The 22678-nt window shown below is 73.3% G+C and carries 20 protein-coding genes; 15 read left to right on the top strand and 5 right to left on the bottom strand.

What is annotated here, in order from left to right:
• Positions 1-34 precede the first annotated feature (34 nt).
• The 3 genes from ACFVVX_RS25300 to ACFVVX_RS25290 form a co-directional block, all read right to left on the bottom strand.
• Complete coding sequence (locus tag ACFVVX_RS25300) at positions 35-844, bottom strand: 2OG-Fe(II) oxygenase (protein WP_387948900.1); 810 nt, start codon at positions 842-844, stop codon at positions 35-37.
• Between the two features lie 215 nt (positions 845-1059).
• Positions 1060-1248, bottom strand: coding sequence for a hypothetical protein (locus ACFVVX_RS25295; RefSeq protein WP_387948899.1), 189 nt, complete (start codon positions 1246-1248; stop codon positions 1060-1062).
• Between the two features lie 422 nt (positions 1249-1670).
• Complete coding sequence (locus ACFVVX_RS25290; protein WP_387948898.1) at positions 1671-3215, bottom strand: BTAD domain-containing putative transcriptional regulator; 1545 nt, start codon at positions 3213-3215, stop codon at positions 1671-1673.
• Between the two features lie 464 nt (positions 3216-3679).
• Here ACFVVX_RS25290 and ACFVVX_RS25285 point away from each other — a divergent pair, with 464 nt between their 5' ends.
• From ACFVVX_RS25285 to ACFVVX_RS25275, 3 genes are read left to right on the top strand one after another with little or no spacing between them, the layout of a single operon-like run.
• On the top strand, positions 3680-5218 hold the full coding sequence (locus ACFVVX_RS25285; protein WP_387948897.1) for a sodium:solute symporter: 1539 nt from the start codon (positions 3680-3682) through the stop codon (positions 5216-5218).
• 10 nt (positions 5219-5228) lie between these two features.
• Positions 5229-5828, top strand: a complete 600-nt coding sequence (locus ACFVVX_RS25280; RefSeq protein ID WP_387948896.1) for a SigE family RNA polymerase sigma factor — start codon at positions 5229-5231, stop codon at positions 5826-5828.
• A complete protein-coding gene (locus ACFVVX_RS25275; protein WP_387948895.1) occupies positions 5825-6100 on the top strand; it encodes a hypothetical protein in 276 nt (91 codons plus the stop codon). The genes ACFVVX_RS25280 and ACFVVX_RS25275 overlap by 4 nt, the downstream gene beginning before the upstream one ends.
• Positions 6101-6141: 41 nt before the next feature.
• Here the strand turns inward: ACFVVX_RS25275 and ACFVVX_RS25270 are convergent, their stop codons facing one another.
• Positions 6142-6333 carry a hypothetical protein gene (locus ACFVVX_RS25270; RefSeq protein ID WP_387948894.1) on the bottom strand — a complete coding sequence of 64 codons (192 nt, stop codon included), beginning with the start codon at positions 6331-6333 and terminating at the stop codon, positions 6142-6144.
• 319 nt (positions 6334-6652) lie between these two features.
• The gene (locus tag ACFVVX_RS25265; protein WP_387948893.1) at positions 6653-7348 is read right to left on the bottom strand and encodes a 4'-phosphopantetheinyl transferase family protein; all 696 of its coding nucleotides are present in this window, start codon (positions 7346-7348) and stop codon (positions 6653-6655) included.
• 160 nt (positions 7349-7508) lie between these two features.
• Between ACFVVX_RS25265 and ACFVVX_RS25260 the strand changes: the two genes are divergently transcribed.
• The 12 genes from ACFVVX_RS25260 (at position 7509) to ACFVVX_RS25205 (ending at position 22619) form a co-directional block, all read left to right on the top strand.
• On the top strand, positions 7509-9314 hold the full coding sequence (locus tag ACFVVX_RS25260) for a non-ribosomal peptide synthetase (RefSeq protein ID WP_387948892.1): 1806 nt from the start codon (positions 7509-7511) through the stop codon (positions 9312-9314).
• 98 nt (positions 9315-9412) lie between these two features.
• On the top strand, positions 9413-9754 hold the full coding sequence (locus ACFVVX_RS25255; protein WP_387948891.1) for an acyl carrier protein: 342 nt from the start codon (positions 9413-9415) through the stop codon (positions 9752-9754).
• Positions 9751-13254, top strand: coding sequence for a thioester reductase domain-containing protein (locus tag ACFVVX_RS25250; protein WP_387948890.1), 3504 nt, complete (start codon positions 9751-9753; stop codon positions 13252-13254). The genes ACFVVX_RS25255 and ACFVVX_RS25250 overlap by 4 nt, the downstream gene beginning before the upstream one ends.
• The gene (locus ACFVVX_RS25245; RefSeq protein ID WP_387948889.1) at positions 13251-14129 is read left to right on the top strand and encodes a 3-hydroxyacyl-CoA dehydrogenase family protein; all 879 of its coding nucleotides are present in this window, start codon (positions 13251-13253) and stop codon (positions 14127-14129) included. The genes ACFVVX_RS25250 and ACFVVX_RS25245 overlap by 4 nt, the downstream gene beginning before the upstream one ends.
• A 23-nt stretch (positions 14130-14152) precedes the next feature.
• On the top strand, positions 14153-14410 hold the full coding sequence (locus ACFVVX_RS25240; RefSeq protein WP_387948888.1) for an acyl carrier protein: 258 nt from the start codon (positions 14153-14155) through the stop codon (positions 14408-14410).
• Positions 14407-15516, top strand: a complete 1110-nt coding sequence (locus ACFVVX_RS25235) for an acyl-CoA dehydrogenase family protein (RefSeq protein WP_387948887.1) — start codon at positions 14407-14409, stop codon at positions 15514-15516. Before ACFVVX_RS25240 ends, ACFVVX_RS25235 begins: the two co-directional genes overlap by 4 nt.
• Entirely contained in the window at positions 15513-16493 is a 981-nt protein-coding gene (locus ACFVVX_RS25230) for a 3-oxoacyl-ACP synthase (RefSeq protein ID WP_387948886.1), read from the top strand. The genes ACFVVX_RS25235 and ACFVVX_RS25230 overlap by 4 nt, the downstream gene beginning before the upstream one ends.
• Complete coding sequence (locus ACFVVX_RS25225) at positions 16481-17560, top strand: HAD-IIIC family phosphatase (RefSeq protein ID WP_387948885.1); 1080 nt, start codon at positions 16481-16483, stop codon at positions 17558-17560. Before ACFVVX_RS25230 ends, ACFVVX_RS25225 begins: the two co-directional genes overlap by 13 nt.
• The gene (locus ACFVVX_RS25220) at positions 17557-19131 is read left to right on the top strand and encodes an amino acid adenylation domain-containing protein (protein ID WP_387948884.1); all 1575 of its coding nucleotides are present in this window, start codon (positions 17557-17559) and stop codon (positions 19129-19131) included. The genes ACFVVX_RS25225 and ACFVVX_RS25220 overlap by 4 nt, the downstream gene beginning before the upstream one ends.
• Positions 19132-19294: 163 nt before the next feature.
• Positions 19295-20545 carry an MFS transporter gene (locus ACFVVX_RS25215; protein WP_387948883.1) on the top strand — a complete coding sequence of 417 codons (1251 nt, stop codon included), beginning with the start codon at positions 19295-19297 and terminating at the stop codon, positions 20543-20545.
• Entirely contained in the window at positions 20545-21666 is a 1122-nt protein-coding gene (locus ACFVVX_RS25210; protein WP_387948882.1) for a MupA/Atu3671 family FMN-dependent luciferase-like monooxygenase, read from the top strand. The genes ACFVVX_RS25215 and ACFVVX_RS25210 overlap by 1 nt, the downstream gene beginning before the upstream one ends.
• A complete protein-coding gene (locus ACFVVX_RS25205; protein ID WP_387948881.1) occupies positions 21663-22619 on the top strand; it encodes a 3-oxoacyl-ACP synthase III family protein in 957 nt (318 codons plus the stop codon). Before ACFVVX_RS25210 ends, ACFVVX_RS25205 begins: the two co-directional genes overlap by 4 nt.
• The last annotated feature ends 59 nt before the right edge of the window (positions 22620-22678 follow it).

The raw sequence follows: 22678 nt of genomic DNA, 5'->3' as shown, positions 1-22678 counted from the left end.
GACTCTTGATCGATGGACGGGCGGGGAGCCGGGATCAGCTCCAGAAGAGCAGCGGTTCCTGCGGTCCCTTGGAGGCGATGAAGGCGGCCGCGCCGACGCGGTGCTCGCCCTGGCCCGAGGTCACCGCGTGCAGCATCCGGGGGCTGAAGATGATCAGGTCGCCGGCGTCCGGGTGGATCTCGACCACCGGGGCCTCCACGGAGTCCCGCTCCAGGCCCTCGACCTCCAGGATGACCTTGGTCTCCTCCTCGGTGGGCTCCCGCAGCCACAGCTGCAGGGTGCCGCCCTCCGCCGGGACCTGGAGGTAGACGTTGGCGACCAGCTGGTTGAGCACGCCCTCGATCTCGGGGGCGTCGCTCTCCTGGTCGATCGCGTCGTTGTGCGGGTAGAACTCCGAGGTGGTCGGCTGGAACACCCGGAAGGCGCCGACGAAGCAGGCCCGGCCGCGCAGGCGCAGCAGGTTCGCCCCGGTCGGCCACAGCTCCTGGAGCTGGAGGCGGACCCGGTCGATCGGCGAGAGGTAGGGGTGGAACATCGAGCGGACGTCCTCGATCGCCGGCAGGGCCGCGTCGTGGTACTTCTTGGTCAGCTCGGTGTCCCACTTGGTGTCGATGTGCGGCATGTAGACGCGGCCGACGCTGCTGGTGTGCTGCTTGTGGTAGTTGCCGAGGGCCTGGTGGTTGATCGCCTTCTGGGCGACCTCCTTGGCGATGTCGACGGGGTAGTAGCCGCGGACGTGGATCGCGCCGATCTCGCGGTTGGCCAGCTGGAGCAGGCTCTCGGTGGTGAGCTCGTCAGCGATCTTGTTGGTCGCCGACCTGACGACCTGGGAGGTGACGGTCACGGAATGCGCTCCTTTTGGTGGACGGAAAGGGGTGTGCGGGGGTGGCGCGGTGCCTTCGGCGGTCGGGCCGGGGGAATACCGTGCATTCACCGGAAAGGCCGGCCGGGACGGCGGGCGCGCCGTCGTCGGCGGTATGTCCGGAGGTGAACAGGAGAGCCTTCTCCTTGCCCGGAGATCGGCCGGATCCTTTTCCGGGAGTACGTGGTGGTGATTGGTCAGGTGTTTTTCCGGGGGCCGCCGGAACCGGCACGGAAATCCTCGACGGCCCGCCGCACGGCCGCGGTCACGGAGCTACGCCGGCCCGCTCCGAGATGGTCGTTGCTGTACCGGGCACCGATCTCGGACGGGCTGCCGCCGGTCGGGTCCGCCAGGCGTTGCGAAAGGAAATCGAGATGCCGGTTCATGATATCGAACCCCTCCCCGAATTCCGTGTTCTGTACGAATCTTCGCTGCCGGTCGACCGCCCCGGCCCGGAACACGCTAGGTGACCGCCGTCCGGGCTGTCCAGGGAGATCGCTCTCTCCATTTCCACTCCGCGGTAATCGGCGGTCCACCGGGCGCGCCACTGCCTGTCCGATTCCTCGGCGATTACCGGATGATGGACGAACTGTCGGCGGCCGCGAAGGCGAAATGCCATGCTTTCCCGGGTGCGCCGCCCTGGCCGCGCACCGGCCGCACGGTTCGGCGCCTGAGCCGTACGGCGGTCGGGTCGCCGTACCGTGCGCAGGCGCCCGTCCCCCGATTCCTGGCGGTGCGTCATCTTCGGGCGGCGAGGCGCCCGTTCTTCTCTGTGCTGTCCGCCCCCTGACGGTCCGTCCGCTCCCGGTCAGGCCGCCGAGAGGGGTTCGAGGGTGATGGTGGTGGACCAGGGGACGGTGTCGTCCCAGCTCGGCCGGCGGTCCGCGAGCTCCGGCCGGGCCGTGACGATCACCAGCAGCGGCAGCGGGCCGGGGGTGCGGACGGCCTCGCCGAGCGAGTCCAGCACCGGGTCGTCGGAGTGGTGCAGGTCCTCCAGGACGACCACCAGCGGGTGGCCGGCCGCCGCCTGTTCGAGCGCGCTGTGCAGGCCGCCGGAGCTGTGCCCGCGCGGCTGCGCGACCCCGTCGGTGCTCCAGAGCGTCGCCACGCCGTCCCGCCGCAGGCTGTCGCCGAAGTCGGTGACCAGCCCGCTCTTCCCGGTGTGCCGGTTGCCCAGGATGGTGACCACGTGCGGCTTGCGCTTGCGCCGGACGAGCGTCAACAGGCTGATCAGCAGGTCGAGTTCGGCCGTCCGGTCGGGGGAGTTCAGGGCGCTTCCGGGGAGCTCCGGGGCGGTGGCCGGCCGCACGGTGCCCCGGCGCTCCGGGGCGGCTCCGAGCCCCGGGCCGGGCAGGGGCTCGGCGCAGTACGCGGTGCCCGGGCCGACCCCCTGCCGGTCCGGCTGGTGGCGCGGTCCGGCCGGCCGACCGGTCGTGCCCCGGGGCGCCGCGGGCAGGTCCAGCGAGGGGTCGTGCCGCAGGATCGCCCGGTAGAGGTCCTGCAGTTCCCTGCCGGGCTCCAGCCCGAACTCCTCCAGCAGCCGCGGCCGGAGCCGGCGGTAGACGCCCAGCGCCTCGACGTGCCGACCGCAGCGGTAGAGCGCCAGCATCAGCAGGTGGCACATCCGCTCGCGCGGAGCGGCCAGGGCGACTTCGGCCTCCAGCTCGGCCATCACCTCGTGGTGGCGGCCGCCCTCCAACTCGGCCTCGAAGAAGTCCTCCAGGGCGGCCATCCGGGAGTTGCGGAGCGCGGCCAGCTCCGGCCAGTCGATCCCGGTCTCGGCGAGGTCCTCCAGGACCGGTCCGCGCCAGCAGTCCAGCGCCTCCCGGAGCAGCCGGGCCGCGTCGCCCGGCGAGCCCGCGACGAGTCTGGCCCGGCCCTCCTGGACGAGCGACTGAAAGTGCGCCAGGTCGATCCGGCTGGTGTCGATCCGCAGCATGTAGCCGGGCGCGCGGCTCACCAGCTCGGCCGCACGCGGGTCGACGCGGGCGCGGGCCAGCAGCCCGCGCAGGCCCGACACGGCGTTCTGGAGCATCTTCCGCGCGGTCGGCGGGGCCTCCTGCGGCCACATCGCCTTCAGCAGCTGGGTGGTGGAGACCACCCGGTTCGCGTGCAGCAGCAGGAACCCCAGCGTGGTCCGCTGGATGACGCCGCCCAGCGGCAGCAGCCGGCCGTCGTGGACCACCTCCAGCGGTCCCAGCAGCCGGAACATCACCTGCTCGGCCGCCGGGCGCGGCGGGCGGTCCGGCAGGGGGTTCGCCGGGGTCTCCGGCGCGGGCGCCGGCCGGCCGCGGCCGGCCGGGGCGGCATGGGCCGCGTAGCTGGCCCCGGCCGGCAGGGAGCGCAGCCGCATCGGATCGGCACCGTTGTCTCGAATGTCTCGAAAGCTTTCTGAAAGGGGCATTCCGTACTCCGGTCGGATATTCGGAAAGGGTCCTCCGTGTGAGCGCCGGCCCTTGCGGTGACCGGCGCACCGTCCCCGTCGTCCTTCCACGAGGTTCGTTGTCGGCCGTCCGTACCCACCCGGTACGGGCGGCCCAAGGCTCCGCCTCACAGGGGAGTTGCCGGGACGGGCCCTTCGGTTTACCGGCACCCCGGGATTGGGCATGTGAGGCACGTCACAGTTCGTGACTGCGGGCATATGGCGAGCTTCGCGACAATTCGCCCGGTTTGGACGCGTGGGTGTTTCAGCACGCGGGAAGAGTCTCCGGGTTTGTTGCGTCCGTCACGTCGCCGGATTACGGTCCTGTCGCATGAACATGACGAACGCCTGAACAGGAACGCAGACGAAGGCGGCAGATGTCCTACAATGTTTCGTTGGCCTCGTTCGCCATGGTTGTGGGGGGAGTGGCCGTCGCCGTGGGCGTCGCCGTACGGCGCTCGGACCGGGGGGATCTTCCGCAGCCGTCGGGCTGGGCGCTCGCCGGCCGGCGGCTCGGTCCGGGCGGCACGGCCGTCCTGCTGGGCGGCACCGTCTACACCGCCTACACCGTGGTGGCCGTCCCCGGACTCACCTACGCCACCGGCGGGTTCGGGCTCTACGCGCTCGCCTACACCGTACTGCTGCAACCCGTCGCCATGGTGGTGCTCCCGCAACTGCGCCGACTGGCCGTCCGGCACGGGCTGATGACGGCGGCCGACCTGGCGCTGGTCCGGCACCGCTCGCACGCGCTGGCGCTCGCGGTCGCCCTCACCGGCATCCTGGCCGCGATGCCCTACCTGGTCCTCCAGGTGGTTGGACTCGAAGCCGTCCTGCGGGTCATGGGGATCGACCCGGGCGGCCTCGTCGGACTCCTCGGCCTCGCCGGGGTGTTCGCCGTACTGGTCCTCGTCCTGCTCCCCGGCGGACTGCGGGCCTGTTCCTGGTTCGCCCGCTTCAAGGCCGTCCTGATCTTCGGCATGCTGGCCGTGGTGCTGGTCCTGGTCACCCGGAACGTGGCCGGCCCCCGCGAGGTGTTCGAGGTGGCCGGCCGGCGGCTGTCCGCCGAGGGCCTCGGCTCGCTCACCCCGCCCGGCTCCCAGACCGCCTACCTGACGCTCGCCCTGGGATCGGTGCTCGCCCAGCTGATGTACCCGCAGGTGCTCACGGTGTCCTTCGCCGCCCGCAGCACCGACGCCCTGCGCCGCGCCGTCCTGTCGCTGCCGCTGTGGACGGCCGCGCTGGGCCTGTTCGCCTACCTCGGCTTCGTCGCGCTGGCGCTGGACGTCCGGACCCCGGTCGGGCACGCGGAACTGGCGGTGCCGATGCTGCTCCGCCGGCTCGACGCGCCCCCGGTCGAGGGACTGCTCCTCGGCGCGCTGGCGATCGCGGCGCTGCTCCCGGCCGCGGTGATGGCCATCGGGATCTCGACCCTGATGGCCCGCAACATCTACGCCGAGTACTTCAACCCCACCGCCACCCCGAAGCACGAGGTCCGCGCGGCCCGGTTCGCCGCCGTGGTGATCATCGTGGGCGCCCTCGCCTTCGCGCTCGCCCTCCACCCGCAGGACGCGATCAACCTCCACCTGCTGGGCGGGGTCTGGATCAGCCAGACCCTGCCCGCGGTCGGGCTCGCGCCGTTCACCCGCTGGTTCCACCACCGGGCCCTGCTCGCCGGCTGGGCGGGGGGCATGCTGCTGGGGACGGCGATGGTGGTCAGCGGCGGCTTCTCCTCGGTCGTCGACGTGGGCCTGGGGCTCGTCCACCTGCCCGTGTACGTCGCGGTCACGGCGCTCTGCGCCAACCTCCTCGTGGTCGTGGTCCTGACCCCGGTACTCGATCGCGTCGGTGTGCCGCGCCGGTCCGAGCCCCCGGGGGAGGAGGTCGGGGATGTCCAGCGCAGAGGCTCGCGATTCGCGGTGCGGGTCGACGGATGAGGAGCGGGGCGTGAGCCACTTTGCCCAGGCGTCCGAGGCCTTCATGGTGGCCGACCGGGGGAGCGGGCCGCCGGACCGGGAACAGCCCGGACGGCCGGAGGAGTTCGACCTGCGCGACGCCGACCGGGACGCCGCCATCGCCCACCTGTTCGCCACCCACCACCGCGGACTCCTCCGGCTGGCCTTCCTGCTCGGCGCCGACGGGGACACCGAGGACGTGGTGGCCGAGGCCTTCTACCAACTCCACCGCCGATGGGCGCGGTTGCGTTCGCCGGACGCCGCGCTGGGGTACCTCAGGGGCACCGTCTGCAACATGGCCCGGATGCGGCTGCGCCACCTCCGGGTGGTTCGCAAGCACACCCACCACATCGAGCGGCTGGAGCTGTCGGCCGAGGCCCAGGCCATCATCAGGGACGAACACCGGCTGGTGGTCAAGGCGTTGGCGGCCCTTCCGGCCCGGCAGCACCAGGTGCTGGTTCTGCGATACTGGCTCGACCTCAAGGAGGCGGAGATCGCGGAGATCATGGGTATCTCACCGGGCGCCGTGAAGTCCCATGCCTCCAGAGGGATGGCGAGGCTGAGCAGCGTCATGAAGGGAACCCAGGCATGAGCGCTTCCACCGAAGAGCGGTTGCGGACCGTTCTCGCGCATCTCGCGGCGACCGTCGATGCGCCCCCCGACGCCTACCAGCGCGCCCAACGGACGTGGAAGCGCTGCGAGGTGCGACGCCGCGCGATCATGGTCTCGACCGCGCTCGTCCTGGTCGCCGTCGCCTGCGCGATCGGCCTGTGGGCGCTGTCCGGCGCCTCCCCCGGCCAGCACGTCATCTTCGACGACCACACCCGCCGCCCCAGCACGCTCTTCCCCCCGGGCTCTCCGTAGCGCCGTCTCCCTTCTCTTCCACCTCCTCTCCTCGCCTCTCCTCAGCCGACCGCCGCCGCGAGCTCGCGGCGCTGGGCGCCGATGGCCCCCGGGTCCCACCCGGGGCGCGGGACGGAGGACAGCGGCAGCCGTGTGCAGGGGTGCCGGGGCGCGGTGAGGAGGTCGCCGACGGGCCGGTGCTCGACCGTCCGGCCGCGGTACATCACCAGGGCCTCGTCGCAGATGTAGCGCACGACCGCTGCGGGCTCCCTCGACGAGCGCCGAGAAGGTGTCGTGCCCGCCGCCGTCCGTCCCGAGCCAGTGGTCCGGGCCGGGGCCGGCGAAGCCGTTGCCGAGCTCGCCGAAGGCCGGGTCCTGCGGGGCGAGCCAGGGTGCGAACCCCGCCGCCAGGACGAACAGGCCGAGCACCACCGCGCAGATCTGACCCGCCCCGCCCGCCGGTGCCCCGCCGGTTGGTGCCCCGGCCGCCCTCCCCGGCGGCCGGGGTGCACGTGTTTCGGCCACGCCTACCGTTGCGCGCGGTGGGTGGATCGCGGTGTGCCGGGTGCCCGCTCACAGGTGGTGGACGGTGAGCCGGTCGGCCGCCGGAGCGGGCAGGGCGCAGGCCCCGATGAGCGGTCCACGGCGGACCGGGACCAGCTGAAATCCTTCCCAACTCGCCGTGGGCTCAAGGTCGTTGCCGACCAGGTCGACGCGGGCGAGGGTGCCCAGGGTGAGCCGGCCGACCTTGATCAGGGCCTCCTTGCGGACCCAGAGGTCGAGGAAGGCCGCCGCGGGATCGGGCGCCTCGGACATCCATCGGTACTCGGCCGGGGCGAGCGACCGGCGGGCCAGGGCGGGGGAGTGCCGGGCCGGGGTGGTCTCGATGTCGACGCCGAGCGGACCGGCGCCGGCCGCCGCCGCCACCAGTCCGCCCCGGGTGTGCGACCAGCCGACGGCGAGGCCCGGAACCAGCGGGATGCTCGGCCGGCCGTGCTCCGCCGGGCAGTACTCGCATTCTTGACGGATCGTCACATCCTCGGGGGCGCAGCCGAGTAGCTCGGCGGCGGCGATCCGGGCGAGTAGGTGTGCCGCCGTGAAGGTGTCCCGGTCGTCCCGGTCCGGGAGGGCGGCGGCCCGTCGGCGCTCCGCCGGGGTGAGGGCGGCGAGGGGGTCGCGCACCCGGTCCAGTACGGCCGCTGACCTGCTGGTCAGCACCAGGGTTCGGGTACGATCGGACGGGTGGTTTTCAGTGGTCTGAGCCTTCATGAATTCCCCTCTTACAGTGAATGGAATACGGAAGATCGCATTCCGATGGCGGCTCCAGTCACTCTCGATCAATCCTTGACGCAGAGGGTGAACGGCCAGCAAGATGACATCGATCCGTGACACGCGATGAAACCGAATTCTCATAGGCCCGGGGGGTCTGGTGTTACGTAGGGGTCCTGGAGTGGCGGATGCTGTCAGACGTTCGGTGGAGTTACGCCGACACGCTCCGGCGGTGACCGACCCCCTCCTGGGGAAGAGCCTGAGTTATCGGCAACTGTGGTCCCGGTCCGGCCGGCTGGCCGCCGCCCTGGTGCGGCGGGGCGTGGCCCCGGGCGACCTGGTGGTGGTGGACTCCGCCCGGTCGACCGATCTGGTGGTGGCGATGCTCGGCATCCTCCGGGCGGGTGCGGCCTACCTCCCGCTGGACACCCGGGCGCCGGCCCGGCGGGTGGCGGAGATCCTCGACGACGTCCGGGTGAAGGTGGCGGTCTCGGACGGCCGCCCGGACAGCGTGCTCGCCGACGTCGCGCCCCACCTCGACGTCCTGGCCGCCGAGCAGCCGCCGGTCACCGGCAGGTCGGTCCTCCCCGAGACGGGCGGCGACGATCCCGCCTACGCCCTGTTCACCTCGGGCTCGACCGGCCGGCCCAAGGGCGTCCTGGTGCCGCACCGGGCCGTGCTGCGGCTCGCGGTGGCGGCCAGGTTCTGCACCGTCGAGCCCGGCGACCGGGTCGCCCAGCTCTCCAGCCCGGCGTTCGACGCCACCACCTTCGAGGTCTGGAACACCCTGGTGGCCGGCGGCGAGGTGGTGGTGCTGCCGTCCGTCGCCGAGCTGGCCATGGACGAGTGGGTGGCGCTGGTGCGCCGCGAGCGGATCACCGCGATGTTCCTGACCACCTCGCTCTTCCACGCCCTCGCCCGGGAGGTGCCGGACGCCTGCTCCTCGCTCGCCACCGTGGTGGTCGGCGGCGAGCAGCTGGAGCTGCCGGCCGTGCGGCGGGTGCTCGCCGCCGGCCCGCCCGGCCGCCTGGTCAACGGCTACGGCCCCACCGAGACCACCACCTTCGCCGCCTACTTCGACTGCACCGGGCAGAGCGTCGCCGGCCTGGAACGGGTGCCGGTCGGCTACCCGCTGCAGGAGACCGAGCTGTACGTCCTGGACGAGGCGCTGCGCCCGGTGACGGCCGGCGAGGTCGGCGAACTGTGCGTCGGCGGGGCCGGGGTCGCCCTCGGCTACGTGGGCCGCCCCGAGCTCACCGCGGAGCGCTTCGTCGCGGACCCGGACGGCGGACCCGGCCTGTACCGCACCGGGGACCTCGCCCGGCAGCTGCCCTCCGGCGCCCTGGAGGTGCTGGGCCGGCGCGACCGCCAGGTCAAGCTGCGCGGGTTCCGGATCGAGCTCCCGGAGATCGAGCTGGCCGCCACGGCGACCGGACTCGTGGACGCGGCCTTCGTGGAGAAGGAGGGCGACGGCCCGTCGGCCGTGCTGGCCGGATACGTCCTCCCGGCGCCCGGCACCGACGCCGCCGCCCTGCCCGGGGAGCTCGCCGCCCGGCTCGCGGGACGGCTGCCCTCGTACATGCTGCCGCCGCGCTGGCACGTCCTGGCGCGGATCCCGTTCGGCGCGACGGGCAAGGTGGACCGCTCCGCGCTGGCCTCGGCCGTGGCGGCCGCGCCGATGGGCGCCGACCCGGCCGGACCCCTGGAGAGCGAGCTGCTGGAACTCTGTCGGCAGGTGCTCGGCGGTCGGTCACCGCGCTCCGACGACAACTTCCTCGACGCGGGCGGGAACTCCCTCGGCGCCACCCAGCTGGCCTCCCGCATTTCCCGCGTATTCGGCGTCCGGGTACGGCCGGCCGAAATTCTGCTGGCCGCCACGATGGGCGAGCTGGCCACGCGGGTGGAAGACCTCCGGACGGAAAAGAACGGCGCGGTGCCGGAATTCCCGGCCGAAAACCGCCGATAGCCGATTCCAAACCGCCGGACCGCAAGAAGATTCCCGCCAGTCCCCTTCCCTGAATGAACGGCAGGGCGGTACAGCCCTGCCCCGCGCAAGGAGAATTCGTGGATAACGGCGTTTCCACCGGCCTGTCAACGGTCGGTGAATCCGAGCTGACCGACCAGGTGCGCAAGGCGTGGGCCGAGGTGCTCGACCTGGACGACCCCGCGCAGGTCCCGCTGGACACCAACTTCCTGGAGGCAGGCGGCAGTTCACTGCTGCTGATCATGCTCTGGGAGGAGCTGCACGGGCTGACCGAGCTGCAGCTGAAGGTGTCGGACCTCTTCGAGCACAGCACGGTGCGCGGCCAGGCCCGGCTGCTGGCCGGCACCGCCACCCGGGCGCAGGCCTCGGCGGGCGCCGAACAGCGGGCGAACCTGCTCGGCCGGGTGAAGCGCGCATCATGACGAGCGACACGGACATCGCGGTCGTCGGCGTCGGGTGCCGCTATCCCGACGCCTGGACGCCCCAGCAGTTCTGGCAGAACATCGACAGCGGACGGGTGGCGATGCGCCCGCTCGGCGAGGCCGAGCTGACGGCCGCCGGCTTCACCGCCGAGCAGATGCGGGCGCCCAACTTCGTCGGCACGGCGACCTCGCTGCCGGGCGTGGACCAGTTCGCCGCCGAGTTCTTCGGCTACTCCCCGCGCGACGCCGAGCTGATGGACCCGCAGCAGCGGATCTTCCTGGAGGCCGCCTGGGAGGCCCTGGAGTCCGCCGGACACCCGCCCGACGGCGACCTGGTGCTCAGCGTCTTCGCGGGCAGTGCGGCCGGCGGCTACTCGGCCGCGCTGTTCCACGCCCACGCCAACCGGCACGGCCTGCGCTCGGCCGTCGAGGACCTCGACCTCACCGTGGGCGGGCAGCCCGACTTCCTCACCTCGCGCACCGCGTACAAGTTCGGCGCCCGCGGCCCGGCGCTGAGCCTGCAGACCGGCTGCTCCTCCTCGCTGTACGCCGTGCACTACGCGACGCTCAGCCTGCTCTCCGGCGAGTGCGACATCGCGCTGGCCGGCGGCGCCACCGTGGTGGACCCCTTCCGCGGCTATCTGCACCGACCGGACGAGGGCGTCTCCCAGGACGGCTTCTGCCGCTCCTTCTCCGCCGACTCCACCGGCACGGCCTACAGTTCCGGCATCGGCGTGGTGGTGCTGCGCCGACTCGCCGACGCACTGGCCGACGGCGACCCGGTGCTCGCCGTCCTGCGCGGCAGCGCCGTCGGCAACGACGGGCGCGACCGGATGGGCTACGTCGCCCCGAGTCCGACCGGCATCGCCGACGTGGTGGCGACCGCCCTGCAGGTGGCCGACGTACCGGCCGAGCTGATCCGCTACGTGGCCGCCCACGGCACCGCCACCCCGGTCGGCGACAACATCGAACTGCTGGCGCTCACCAAGGCGTTCCGGCGGACCACCGGCAAGAGCGGGTACTGCGGGCTCGGGTCGGTGATCACCAACATCGGGCACACCGGCGCGGCCGCCGGCATCGCCAGCTTCATCAAGGCGGTGCACGTCGCGCGGACCGGTGCGATACCGCCGCACCCGCTGTTCGACCGCCCGCGCGACCCCGAGGTGCTCGCCGACAGCCCGTTCTTCGTCACCACCAGCCCGCAGAGCTGCCCGGACCAGGACCGCCACGTCCTGGTGAACTCGCTCGGCGTCGGCGGCACCAACGCGGCCGCCGTGCTCGCCCCGCCGCCCGAGCCGACCAGGCCCGTGGCACCCGCCCGCCCGGTGGCCCGACTGGTCCTCTCCGCCCGCACCCGGGCCGAGCTGGACGAGCAGTCGCGCCGGCTGGCCGACGCGCTGGAGCGCGGCGGGACGGCCGTCCCCGACGTCGAGTACACCCTGCGCACCGGCCGCCAGGCCTTCGCCGAGCGCCGCGTGGTGACCGCGCAGCCGCAGGCGCTGAGCGCCGCGCTGCGGCTGCCCCGGCCGCCGCAGACCCGCACCGCGAAGTCCGAGCCCCGGCAGGCCCTCGTCGTCCTCCCGCCGGAGGGCGGCGCGTCCGGCGAACTGGTGCGGCGGCTGCTGGCCGCGCTCCCGGGCCACACCACGACACCGGTCGAGCCGGCCGCGAGCGACTCGCCCGACCTCTTCACCCTGCTGCCCGCCGGCGGACGTCCCGGGCCGCAGCGGCACGCCGTCGACCCGGCGGCCGGGCTGGAGGAGCAGCTGGAGGAGGCGCTGACCGCCGCTTGGCTCGCCGGGGTGACGGTCGACTGGGAGGCGCACTCCCGGGGCACCGGCCGCCGGGTGGCGCTGCCGACCTACCCGTTCACCCGCAAGCGCTACTGGGCGCTCGACCGGCTCGCCCAGGACGCCCTCACCGCCGCGCCGCCCGCCCAGGCGGGCCAGGCAGGCCAGGCGGACGGGTCGGCCGGGGACGCGCTGGAGCAGCAGCTCGCCGACCTCTGGTCGCGCACCTTCGGCGTCGAACAGGTCGGCCCCGACCAGGAGTTCGCCGCCCTCGGCGGCACCTCCCTGCTGTCCGTGCAACTCGTCCTGGACATCGAGCGCGAGCACGGCGTCCTGGTCAACTTCCAGCGCGCGGGCGGCAGTCAGGCGACCGTCCGGAAGACCGCGGCGATCATCCGCGGGCTGCGGGCCGCCGGCGGCGAGCAGGTCGACGACGGGCCGCTGGACGCCGAGGACAGCGCGTTCGTCGACGCGGACCTGCAACTGCCGCTGGTCCCCCTGGCCGCCGGCCAGGCCGCCGGGCGCGACACCCTGCTGACCGGCGCCACCGGCTACCTGGGCGCCTTCCTGCTGCACGAGCTGCTGCGCGTCACCGAGGACACGGTCTACTGCCTGGTGCGGGCCGCGGACGAGGAGGCCGGCCTGCGCCGGCTGGCCGAGGCCGCCGCCCGGCTCGGGCTGCCGGCGCCGGACCCCGCGCGGGTCCGGGCCGTCCCGGGCGATCTGCGCAGCGTCGGCGAGGCCCTGGCGGCCTACCGGGACGGGGAGTTGGCCACCCGGGTACGCCAGGTGTTCCACTGCGCCGCCAAGGTGGTGTTCACCGAGCCCTACAAGGTGCTGCGCCAGGACAACGTGCTGCCGACGGTGGCGCTGCTCAACTGGATGCGCGGACACGGCATCCGGGACTTCAGCTTCGTCTCCTCGCTGGTGGCCACCGCCCCGCTCGACGGCGGCCGGGTCCTGGAGACCAGGGACCAGCCGCTGGATCCGGAGCTCGACGCCTACGGCATCGGCAAGTGGGTCTGCGAGCGGCTGCTGGAGCGCGCGGACGCCGACGGCATGCGGGTCCGGGTGTTCCGGCCCGGCCTGATCATGGCCGCCGCCGAGTCCGGGGCCTGCAACGACAAGGACCTGATCTGGCTGACCCTGGCCAGCGGGCTGGCGGTCGGCGCACACCCTACCGACGACCGGCTGCACCCGGTGGCCCCGGTGGACCTGGTGGCCCGCGCGGTGGTCGAACTCGGCCTGGCCCGCAACTCGGTGGGCCGCGCCTACCACCTGGTGGACGACCGCTCGGTGAGCCTGCGCGGGCTGTTCGAGCAGCTCGCCGAGGCGGGCGTGCCGACCAGGCCGCTGCCCTACCCGCAGTGGCAGCAGCTGGTCGCCGACGAGGCCCGGCGCACCGGCAGCTCCGCGCTGGCCGCCACCGCCCTGCTGGAACTGGAGGGCCACGAGTACCCGGTGGACGGCATCGCCGCCCGCAACTGGACGCCCTGGCTGCGCCGGTACGGGCTGACCGCGGCCGTGAGCGGCGAGCAGCTGCGCCGCGCGCTGGCCTTCCTCGCGGAGCGCAACCCCGACCTCGGGACGCTGCTGGCCGACCTGCCTCAGGCGGCACCGGCGGCACCGACAGGAGCGGCGGAAGCGGGACAGGCGGGGGCCGCACGGGACGAGGCCGTACGAGACGACGAGGAGGACGAGACGCCATGACGGAAGCGCAGAGCACGGGCCCGCAGAGCACGGGCCCGCGGATCGCGGTGCTGGGCGCCGGCGTGATGGGCACCGGGATCGCCACCCTGGCCGTCGGCCACGGACTGCCGGTCACCCTGGTGGACGTGGACCCGGACGTGGTGGCGCAGGCGCCCGGCAAGGTCCGCGGCCAGCTGCGGCTGGCACAGATGACCGGCCGGCTGGCGCGGGACCGCACCCCCGGCGAGCTGACGGCCACCACCGAGCTCGCGGCGATCGCCGACGCCACCGTGGTCATCGAGGCGGTCACCGAACTCGCCGACCTGAAGAGCGAGGTGCTGCGCGCGGCCGCGGCCGTGGTGGCACCGGGCACCCTGCTGGTGTCCAACACCTCGGCGGTGCCGATCGACGAGCAGGCGGCCGCGCTGGAGCGCCCGCAGGACCTGGTCGGCATCCACTTCATGAACCCGCCGTACATGATCCGCACCGTCGAGGTGATCCGCGGCCCGCGCAGCGGGGACGAGGCGGTCGCCGCCACCCTGGACCTGCTGGCGGCGCTGGACCGCGACGGCGTGGTGGTCGGCGACGGCCCCGGATTCGTGATCAACCGGATCCTCCAGCGCATGATCAACGAGGCGGCCCGGATCGTCGAGGACGGCATCGCCACCCCCGAGCAGGTCGACGCGCTGTTCACCGGCTGCCTCGGCCACACCACCGGCCCGCTGGCGACCGGCGACCTGATCGGCCTGGACAACGTCGCGGACTCCCTGCGGGTCCTCGCCGAGCGCACCGGCGACGCCGGCTACCAGCCCTGCGACCTGCTGCTGAAGAAGGTCGCCGACGGCCACTGGGGCCGCAAGAACGGCCAGGGCTTCCACTCCTACGCAGCCAACTAGCCAGCCAGGAAAGGTCGATACCCATGACTGTCGAAGCCGATCGGACCGTCGAGGGCGCCATCACCGCCTTCGTCCAGGACCGCACCAAGACCGAACTCGCCCCGGACGCCGACCTGTTCGCCACCGGCCTGGTCTCCTCACTGTTCGCGATGGAGCTGCTCGTCCACCTGGAGCAGACCTTCGCCGTCACGGTGGACGGCCCGGACCTCACGCTCGACAACTTCCGTACCGTGGACGCGATGGCGGCCCTGGTGCGCCGACTCAAGGGCGAGGGCCGGTGAGAGCGGAGTCGGCCGAGGCCTGCGCCCTGGTCACCCGGCTGGTGGGCGACCAGGCCGACGACTGGGACCGCGCCGGGCGGATCCCGACCGAGGTGGTCAAGGAGCTGGCCGTCGCCGGGCTGCTCGGCGCGCAGATCCCGCCCGAGTACGGCGGCCAGGGCTTCAGCAGCGCCGTGAACGGCGAGTTCACCGCGCACGTCGGCACGCACTGCTCCTCGCTGCGCTCGCTGCTGACCTCGCACGGCATGGCGGCCTGGACGGTCCAGCGGATGGGCAGCGCCGAGCAGCGCGCGGCCTGGCTGCCCCGGCTGGCCGGCGGCTCGCTGTGCGCGGTCGCCTTCAGCGAGCCCGGGGCCGGCAGCGACCTGTCCGCGATGACCACCACCATCCGCCCGGACGGCGACGCCGTCGTGGTGGACGGCGGCAAGACCTGGATCACCGCGGCCGCCTACGCCGACCTGGTGCTGGTGTTCGGGCGCCACGGCTCCGGCGCGGCCGCCGTCCTGGTGCCCGCCGACGCGCCGGGCGTGCGCATCCGCCCGGTGCCCGAACCGATGGGCTGCCGCGCCGCCGGGCACAGCGAGGTGGCCCTGGACGGTGTCCGGGTGGACGCCGCCAACCTGCTGGGCGGGGCCGGCCTGCCGGTGGACTTCCTGGTCACCCCGGCGCTCTCCTTCGGGAGGCTGTCGGTGGCCTGGGGCTGCGTCGGGATCCTGCGGGCCTGCCTCACCGCGGCCACCCGGCACGCGCGCGGGCGGGAGCAGTTCGGCCGGCCGCTCGCCGAGCACCAGCTGGTGGCCCGCCACCTGGCCGAACTGGTGGTGGCCGAGCAGGCCGCCACCCGGTACTGCGAGCACGCCTCCCGGCTGTGGGACGAGGGCTCGCCCGAGCTGGTCAACGCGGCGGTGCTGGCCAAGCACCTGGCCGCGGGCAGCGCCGCGGCCGGCGCGAGCGCCGCCGTCCAGGTCCTGGGTTCGGCCGGGGCCCGGGACGGCTCGGCGGTGGCGCGGGCGTACCGCGACGCGAAACTCATGCAGATCATCGAGGGCAGCGACGAGATCTGTCAGCTGCTGCTCGCCAAGCACGCGGAAGCGGTGTGGTCATGACGCAGGCCCAGGCGGACGGCATCGGCATCGGCGCGGTGCACTGCGTCCTGCCCGAGACCCTCGTCCCGGTCGAGGAGCTGCCGGAGTACCCGGCGCTGGACCACGACCAGGCCGAGTTCGTCGCCGGCAGCGGGGTGCGCACCGTCGGCGTGATCGAGACGAGTGCCGCGGAGCTCGCGGCCCGCGCCTGCCGCGAGCTGCTCGCCGACCGGCCCGGCGCCGTCCCGGACACCTTCGTCCTGGTGGCACCCCGCGCGCCGGAGGTGCTGCTGAGCTCGGACGCGGCCCGGGTGCAGGCCGAGGCCAAGCTGGAGGGAGCCTTCGCCTTCACCCTGGACGGCCTGGGCTGCACCGGCTCCAGCTCGGCCTGGGCGCTCGCCCGGGACCTCCTGCTCGCCGACCCGGCCCGGCACAGCGTGCTGATCGCGCACGCCAGCCGCCCCGCGGCGCTGGACCGGGTGCGCTACCCGGTCACCGTGATCGGCGACGGCGCCTACGCGATGACGCTGGTGCGCGGCGGCCGGCCGAGGCTGCGGGCGCACCGGCAGGCCACCGACGGGACCTTCCACGACCTGTTCGAGATCGACTACCGCAGCGTGCCCTGGTACGAGTGGCGCGAGGTCTGCACCTCCCCGGACCGGTACCGCTTCGAGCTGGCGCTGCACAGCCGCAACCGGCTGGCCTCGCTGGTCGAGCAGGTCCTGGCGGACGCCGGGGTGGGCAAGGAGCGGATCGCCGCCACGCTGATGCAGAACGTCGCGGCGAGCGCCTACCGGTTCTACGAGACGCTGCTCGGCCTGCCGGTCCACCCGGTCTGCGGGGAACACCTGGCGGCGTACGGACACCTGGGCGCGATGGATGTGGTGCTCAACCTGCAGGCGCTGCTATCGCGGCGGGAGCTGACCGAGGGGGATCTGGTGCTCGTCCTGAACAACAGTCCGGTGGCGGCCTGGGCGGTGACCCTGTGGGAGGTGTGAAGTGCCTGGTCTGGGACCTGGACAACACGCTCTGGCAGGGCACCCTGCTGGAGGACGGCGAGGTGCGGTTCGCCGAGGAGCTGCGCGCCGCCGTCCTGGAGCTGGACGCCCGGGGCATCCTGCAGTCCGTCGCCAGCAAGAACGACCATGACCTGGCCTGGGCACAGCTGGAGAAGCTCGGCCTCGCCGAGTACCTGGTGGTGCCGCAGATCGGCTGGGGGCCGAAGTCGGAGTCGATCCGGCGGATCGCCGAGGAGCTGAACTTCGCCGTCTCCACCATCGCCTTCATCGACGACCAGCCGGCCGAGCGCGCCGAGGTGGCGTTCCACCTGCCGGACGTGCGCTGCTACGAGGCCGAACAGGCCCTGGAACTCACCGGGTTGGCGGAGTTCACGCCCACCCAGGTGACCGAGGACTCGGCCCGGCGCCGGCCGATGTACCAGGAGAACGCCCGCCGGGAGGCGGCGCGCAGTGAGTACTCCGGCCCCGACGAGGCGTTCCTGCGTTCGCTCGCCATCGAGATGACGATCGTGCGGGCCACCGAGGCGCAGCTCGCCCGGGTGGAGGAACTCACCCTGCGCACCAGCCAGATGAACGCCACCGGCGTGCACTACGGGGAGGACGCGCTGCGCGCGCTGCTGGCCGACCCGGGGCACGAGGTGCTGGTGGTCACCATGGCGGACCGCTTCGGCGCGCACGGCGCGGTGGGCATCGTGCTGCTGGAGAAGCACCCGGGGGTGTGGCGGCTGAAGCTGCTGGCCACCTCGTGCCGGGTGGTGTCGTTCGGCGCCGGGGCGGTGCTGCTGCGCTGGCTGACCGACCAGGCCGCGGCCGCCTCGGTCCACCTGGCGGCGGACTTCCGGCGCACCGACCGCAACCGGATCATGGAGGTGGCCTACCGCTTCGCCGGTTTCGAGGACCGGGACTGCGACTGCCTGGCCGCCCTTCCGGGGCCGGACGCCGAGGGCGTCCAGCGGCTGCACATCGAGCCGGTGGCGCAGCCGGAGCCGACCACCATGCGGCTGCACGCCCCGCAGCTGTCGCAGGCCGGACGGGAGGCGTCGTGACGGCGCTGCCGGCGGAGCACGGGCGCACACTCTACGAGTGGTTCGAGCGGTCCGCGCAGCGCACCCCCGACGCGGTCGCGGTGCACCTCGGCGGCGTCGACGTGCCCTACGGGGACCTGCACGGCTACGCCGAGGCGCTGGCCGGGCGGATCCTGCGGGAGTGCGACGGCCCGCCGCGGCGGGTGGCCCTGCTGGCCAACCGAAGCCTGGTGGCCTTCGCCGGCTACCTGGCCGTGCTGCGGCTCGGCGCGGCCGTCGTCCCGCTCAACCCGTCCTTCCCGCAGGTCCGCAACCAGCGGGTGTGCGAGCTGGCCGAGGTGGACCTGGTGCTGGCCGACGAGAGCGGACCGGGCGGCCGGCCCTGGCCGACCGGGCTTCCGGTGCCGCTGCTGAACCTGTCCGACGGCGAACTCGACACCAAGACCGACGAGTTGCCGCCCTACGCGGGCCGCCCGGAGGACGTCGCCTACATCCTGTTCACCTCGGGCTCCACCGGTACCCCCAAGGGGGTGCCGGTGCGGCACCGGAACGTCTCGCCCTACGTGGCGTACAACGTCGACCGGTACCGGGTCGGTCCGGGCTGCCGGACGTCGCACACCTTCGACCTCACCTTCGACCCCTCGGTGTTCGACCTGTTCGTCACCTGGGGCGGCGGCGCGACCCTGGTCGTCCCCGGCCCGACCGACCTGCTGACCCCGGTGGACTACCTGGTGGCCAACCGGATCACGCACTGGTTCTCGGTGCCGTCGGTGGTGTCGGTCAGCGCGGACCTGGGCAACCTGCCGGCCGGGGCCGTCGAGGGGCTGCGCCACAGCGTCTTCATCGGTGAGCCGCTCTCCTACCGGCAGGCGCGGCGCTGGCAGGAGACGGCGCCGGGCACGGTGATCGAGAACGTCTACGGGCCGACCGAACTCGCCGTCGCCTGCACCTCCCACCGGCTGCCGGCCGACCCCGCCGACTGGCCCGACACCTCCAACGACTCGGTGCCGATCGGCCCGCTCTACGGGTTCCTGGAGTACCTGCTGCTGGACGAGCAGGGCCGACCGGGCGACGAGGGCGAGCTGTGCGTCCGCGGCGCGCAGCGCTTCGACGGCTACCTGGACCCGGCCGACAACGCCGACCGGTTCCTCGCCCACGAGCAGGGCCGCACCACCGGGTACGACGGCACCGGCCCGCTGACCGCGGCGCACTACTACCGCACTGGCGACCGGGTGCGCTTCGAGCCGGCCGGACTGGTGCACCTCGGCCGGCTGGACAACCAACTGAAGATCCGCGGCTACCGGGTCGAACTCGGGGAGATCGAGGCGGTCCTGTGCCGCCACCCCGAGGTCGTCCAGGCGGTCGTGGTGCCGGTGCGGCCGGGCCCGGACTCCGGTGCGGGCGGGCAGATCGAGCTGGTCGGCTACTACACCGGCGCCGAGCAGGAGCCGCGCGAGCTGGTGCGGTGGCTGCGCAAGCGGCTGCCCATGCACATGGTGCCGCGGCGCTTCCACCGGCTCGACGCCCTGCCCCTGAACCCGAACGGCAAGACGGACCGCGGCGCGCTGCGCGATCTGGCCCTCCAGGGCTGAGGCCGCTCGGACCCGCCCCGGCCGGCACCGCCCCGGCCGGCACCGCTCCGCCCGGACCCACCGCTCCGCCCGTGTGCACACCGCTCCGCCCGTGCACACCGCTACCGCTTGCCCCGAACACCGCGTCCCCCCGCACCCGCAGAGAACTGAGAGCTGAGAACGAATGGCCTCCCTGAAAGAGCTGATCCCCCCGCCGGGCCCGATCCGGGTGCTCTGCCTGAGCCATGTGTCGAAGACGGCGGCGCACGGCATCCTGATGTCCGTCGCGGTCCTCTACTTCACCCGCACCGTGCACATCGAGGCCGACCGGGTGGGCCTGGCCCTGAGCGTCGGCGCGGTGGTCGGCATGCTGGCCGCCGTCCCGGCGGGGCGGCTGGCCGACTCGGTGGGGCCGCGCAACACCACGGTGGTGCTGCTCTGCCTGATGGGCGTGTTCGTCTGCGGCTACCCGCTGGTCGGGGACTTCACCGGACTGCTGGCCATCAGCGCGCTGGTCCTGGCCGTCGAGTCGTCGGTGGACGCCTCGGTCGGCGCGCTGATCGCCGGGCTGATCCCGGCCGACGAGCGGGTGACCGCCGTCTCGTACATGCGGGCGGCGGCCAACCTCAGTGTGGCGATCGGTGCCGCGGCCGGCGCGATCGGCCTCTACCTGGACACCCACGCCGCCTACCTGACACTGCTGTTCGGCGCCGGCGCGCTGTTCGTGGTCGCCGGGATCGCGTACCTGTCGGTGCCGCGGGTGGAGCCGGCGCCGGCCGAGGAGGCCGAGGGCCCGATCTGGCCGGTGCTGCGGGACGCGCCGTTCGCGGCGGTGGCGCTCACCAACAGCGTCCTGATCATGAACTCCGGGGTGCTGATCGTCGCGCTGCCGATCTGGATCTCGGAGCACACCGACGCGCCGGCCTGGCTCTTCCCGCTGGTCGTGATCATCAACGCCGCCTCGGTGGTGTTCTTCCAGGTCCGGGTGAGCAAGGGCACCGAGGACGTGCCGGGCGGCGCCCGGGCGATGCGGATCTCGGGCTTCCTGCTGGCCGGCTGCTGCGCGCTGTTCGCGCTGGCCGGCGGCCGCTCCCCCTGGCTGGCGGTGCTGGTGCTGGTGCTCGGCGCGATGATCCACGTGATCGGCGAGATGCTGCACGCGGCCGGCTCCTGGTCGCTCAGCTTCGGCCTGGCACCCGACCACGCCCAGGGCCAGTACCAGGGCATGTTCGCCATGTCGACCCAGCTCGGCTCGATGATCACCCCGGTGCTGGCCACCGTCCTGCTCACCCGCTTCGGTGCCTCCGGCTGGCTGGTGTTCGCCGTGCTGTTCGCGGTGACCGGCGCCCTGGTACCGAGCGCCGCCCGCTGGGCCCAGCGCACCCGCAAGCCGGCCGCCGTCGCGGTCGCAGAAGGCCAGGGAGGGATCGCCTGATGGACCTGAGTCTGTTCTACTTCGCCGACGACAGCCGCGAGAACGGCGCCGACCGCTACCAACTCCTGTTGGACGGTGCCCGGTTCGCGGACGAGAACGGCTTCACCGCGGTCTGGACGCCCGAACGGCACTTCCACCCGTTCGGCGGCCTGTACCCGAACCCGGCGGTGACCGGCGCCGCGCTGGCGGCCGTCACCCGCACCATCGGGATCCGGGCCGGCAGTGTGGTCGCCCCGCTGCACCACCCGGTGCGGATCGCCGAGGAGTGGGCGGTGGTCGACAACCTCTCCGGCGGCCGGGTGGGCCTGTCCTTCGCCTCCGGCTGGCACGCGACGGACTTCGCGCTGCGCCCGGAGAACTACGCGGACCGCCGCCGTCTGACCGTGGAGTACATCGAGCAGGTCCGCGCCCTGTGGCGGGGCGAGCCGATGCGCACCCTGGACGGCGTCGGCAACGACTGCGAACTGACCGTCCACCCGCGGCCCGTCCAGCCGGAGCTGCCGGTCTGGCTGACCAGTGCCGGCGGGGTGGAGACCTTCCGCAACGCCGGTCGGGCCGGCGCCGGCGTGCTGACCCACCTGCTCGGCCAGGAGCCGGCCCAGCTCGCCGAGCGGATCGCGGCCTACCGGGAGGCCTACGCCGAGCGGCCCGGCGCCGACGGCGGACGCGGCCACGTGGTGCTGATGGTGCACGCCTTCGTCGGCGAGGACGAGGACGAGGTGCGCGAGCTGGTGCGCGAGCCGCTCACCCGCTACCTGCGCAGCTCGCTGGGGCTGCTGCTGGGCGCCCAGGTGGACGGCAAGCGGAAGATCGACCCGGCGAAACTCTCCGAGCAGGACACCGAGTTCATCGTCAACCGCTCCTTCGAGCGCTACTACGAGCACGGCGGACTGCTCGGCACCGTGGACAAACTCCGGTCCGTGGCCGCCGAGTTCGCCGAGCTGGGGGTGGACGAGATGGCCTGCCTGATCGACTTCGGCCTGCCGGGCGCCACCGTGCTCGGCGCCCTGCCGCACCTCGCCAAACTGCGCCAGGAGATCCAGGAGACCGGCGGGGCCCGGCAGACCGACGGAACCCAGGCGACCGGCGGAACCCAGGAGAGCGCGGGGGTGGCCCGATGACCGGGATCCTCGACTTCGAGACCGCCCTGCCGGCGGGCCGCATCGACGTGAAGCGGATGCACGCCGAGTCCGGGGTGCCGCTGGAGGACATCCTCGGCTGGACGCACTGCAGCGAGATCCCGGTGTTCGGCGAGGACGAGACGGCCTGGGAGCTGCTGAGCACCGCCGCGCGCCGGGTGCTGGAGCGCACCGGCGTGGCACCCGAGCGGATCGGTCAGGTCATCGTGGCCGGCTCCGGGGAGTGGGACCACCCGGCCTGGTCGCCCTCCGCGACGATCGCCCACGAGCTGGGCATCACCGGGGCGCAGTGCTTCGAGGTGGTCAACTTCTGCAACTCCCCGGCGACCGCCCTGCAGATCGCCGCGGACACCGTCGCCGCCGGGCGGGTCACCCACTCCCTGGTGCTGGTCGGCGAGCGGCTGAGCCGCAGCGTCGACTACGCCGACCCGGAGTCGGTCGCGCTGTTCAACACCGGCGACTCCGTGGTGGCCGTCCTGGTCGGCACCGAGGACCCGCAGTTCGAGCTGGTGCACTCGCGGATCCGCACCGACCCGAGCTGGCACGGCCACTACGTCGGCGAGTACGAGTACGACCGGGTGGTGGTCCGCCGCCGGGCGCGCCGGCTCAACCTGCCGCAGACCTACGTGAAGAACTACCGGGCGCTCGCCGAGCAGACCCTCACCGCGCTCGGCCGCGGCGTCGAGGACGTCGGCTGGTTCCTGATGAACCACATGGACCGGCGGGTGCACGAGCGGGTGCTGACCTCGCTCGGCATCCCGGTCGAGCGCAGCGTCTTCAACTACCACCGGCTGGGCCACATGGGCGGCGGCGACACCTTCCTCGCCCTGGCCGACCTACAGGCCGAACAGCGGCTGCGCAGCGGCGACCTGGTGCTGCTGGCGACCAGCGGCACCGGCTTCAGCTGGGGCGTCACCGCCCTGATCCACCGATGACCCGCGCGGCGGCCACCCCTGCACCGGCGACCCGCGCAGCGGCCGCCCGCCCGGACGAC

It is taken from the genome of Kitasatospora sp. NPDC058170 (assembly GCF_042883905.1).
GTDB lineage: Bacteria > Actinomycetota > Actinomycetes > Streptomycetales > Streptomycetaceae > Kitasatospora.
The sequence above is the reverse complement of the archived record's forward strand: the minus strand, read 5'-3'. Positions and strand labels throughout refer to the sequence as shown.

Bases quoted from the DNA above. Each gene is read 5' to 3' on its own strand.
- ACFVVX_RS25295 (WP_387948899.1), bottom strand. From the start codon at position 1,248: ATGAACCGGCATCTCGATTTCCTTTCGCAACGCCTGGCGGACCCGACC.
- ACFVVX_RS25290 (WP_387948898.1), bottom strand. From the start codon at position 3,215: ATGCGGCTGCGCTCCCTGCCGGCCGGGGCCAGCTACGCGGCCCATGCC.
- ACFVVX_RS25275 (WP_387948895.1), top strand. From the start codon at position 5,825: ATGAGCGCTTCCACCGAAGAGCGGTTGCGGACCGTTCTCGCGCATCTC.
- ACFVVX_RS25265 (WP_387948893.1), bottom strand. From the start codon at position 7,348: ATGAAGGCTCAGACCACTGAAAACCACCCGTCCGATCGTACCCGAACC.
- ACFVVX_RS25250 (WP_387948890.1), top strand. From the start codon at position 9,751: ATGACGAGCGACACGGACATCGCGGTCGTCGGCGTCGGGTGCCGCTAT.
- ACFVVX_RS25245 (WP_387948889.1), top strand. From the start codon at position 13,251: ATGACGGAAGCGCAGAGCACGGGCCCGCAGAGCACGGGCCCGCGGATC.
- ACFVVX_RS25240 (WP_387948888.1), top strand. From the start codon at position 14,153: ATGACTGTCGAAGCCGATCGGACCGTCGAGGGCGCCATCACCGCCTTC.
- ACFVVX_RS25230 (WP_387948886.1), top strand. From the start codon at position 15,513: ATGACGCAGGCCCAGGCGGACGGCATCGGCATCGGCGCGGTGCACTGC.
- ACFVVX_RS25215 (WP_387948883.1), top strand. From the start codon at position 19,295: ATGGCCTCCCTGAAAGAGCTGATCCCCCCGCCGGGCCCGATCCGGGTG.
- ACFVVX_RS25210 (WP_387948882.1), top strand. From the start codon at position 20,545: ATGGACCTGAGTCTGTTCTACTTCGCCGACGACAGCCGCGAGAACGGC.
- ACFVVX_RS25205 (WP_387948881.1), top strand. From the start codon at position 21,663: ATGACCGGGATCCTCGACTTCGAGACCGCCCTGCCGGCGGGCCGCATC.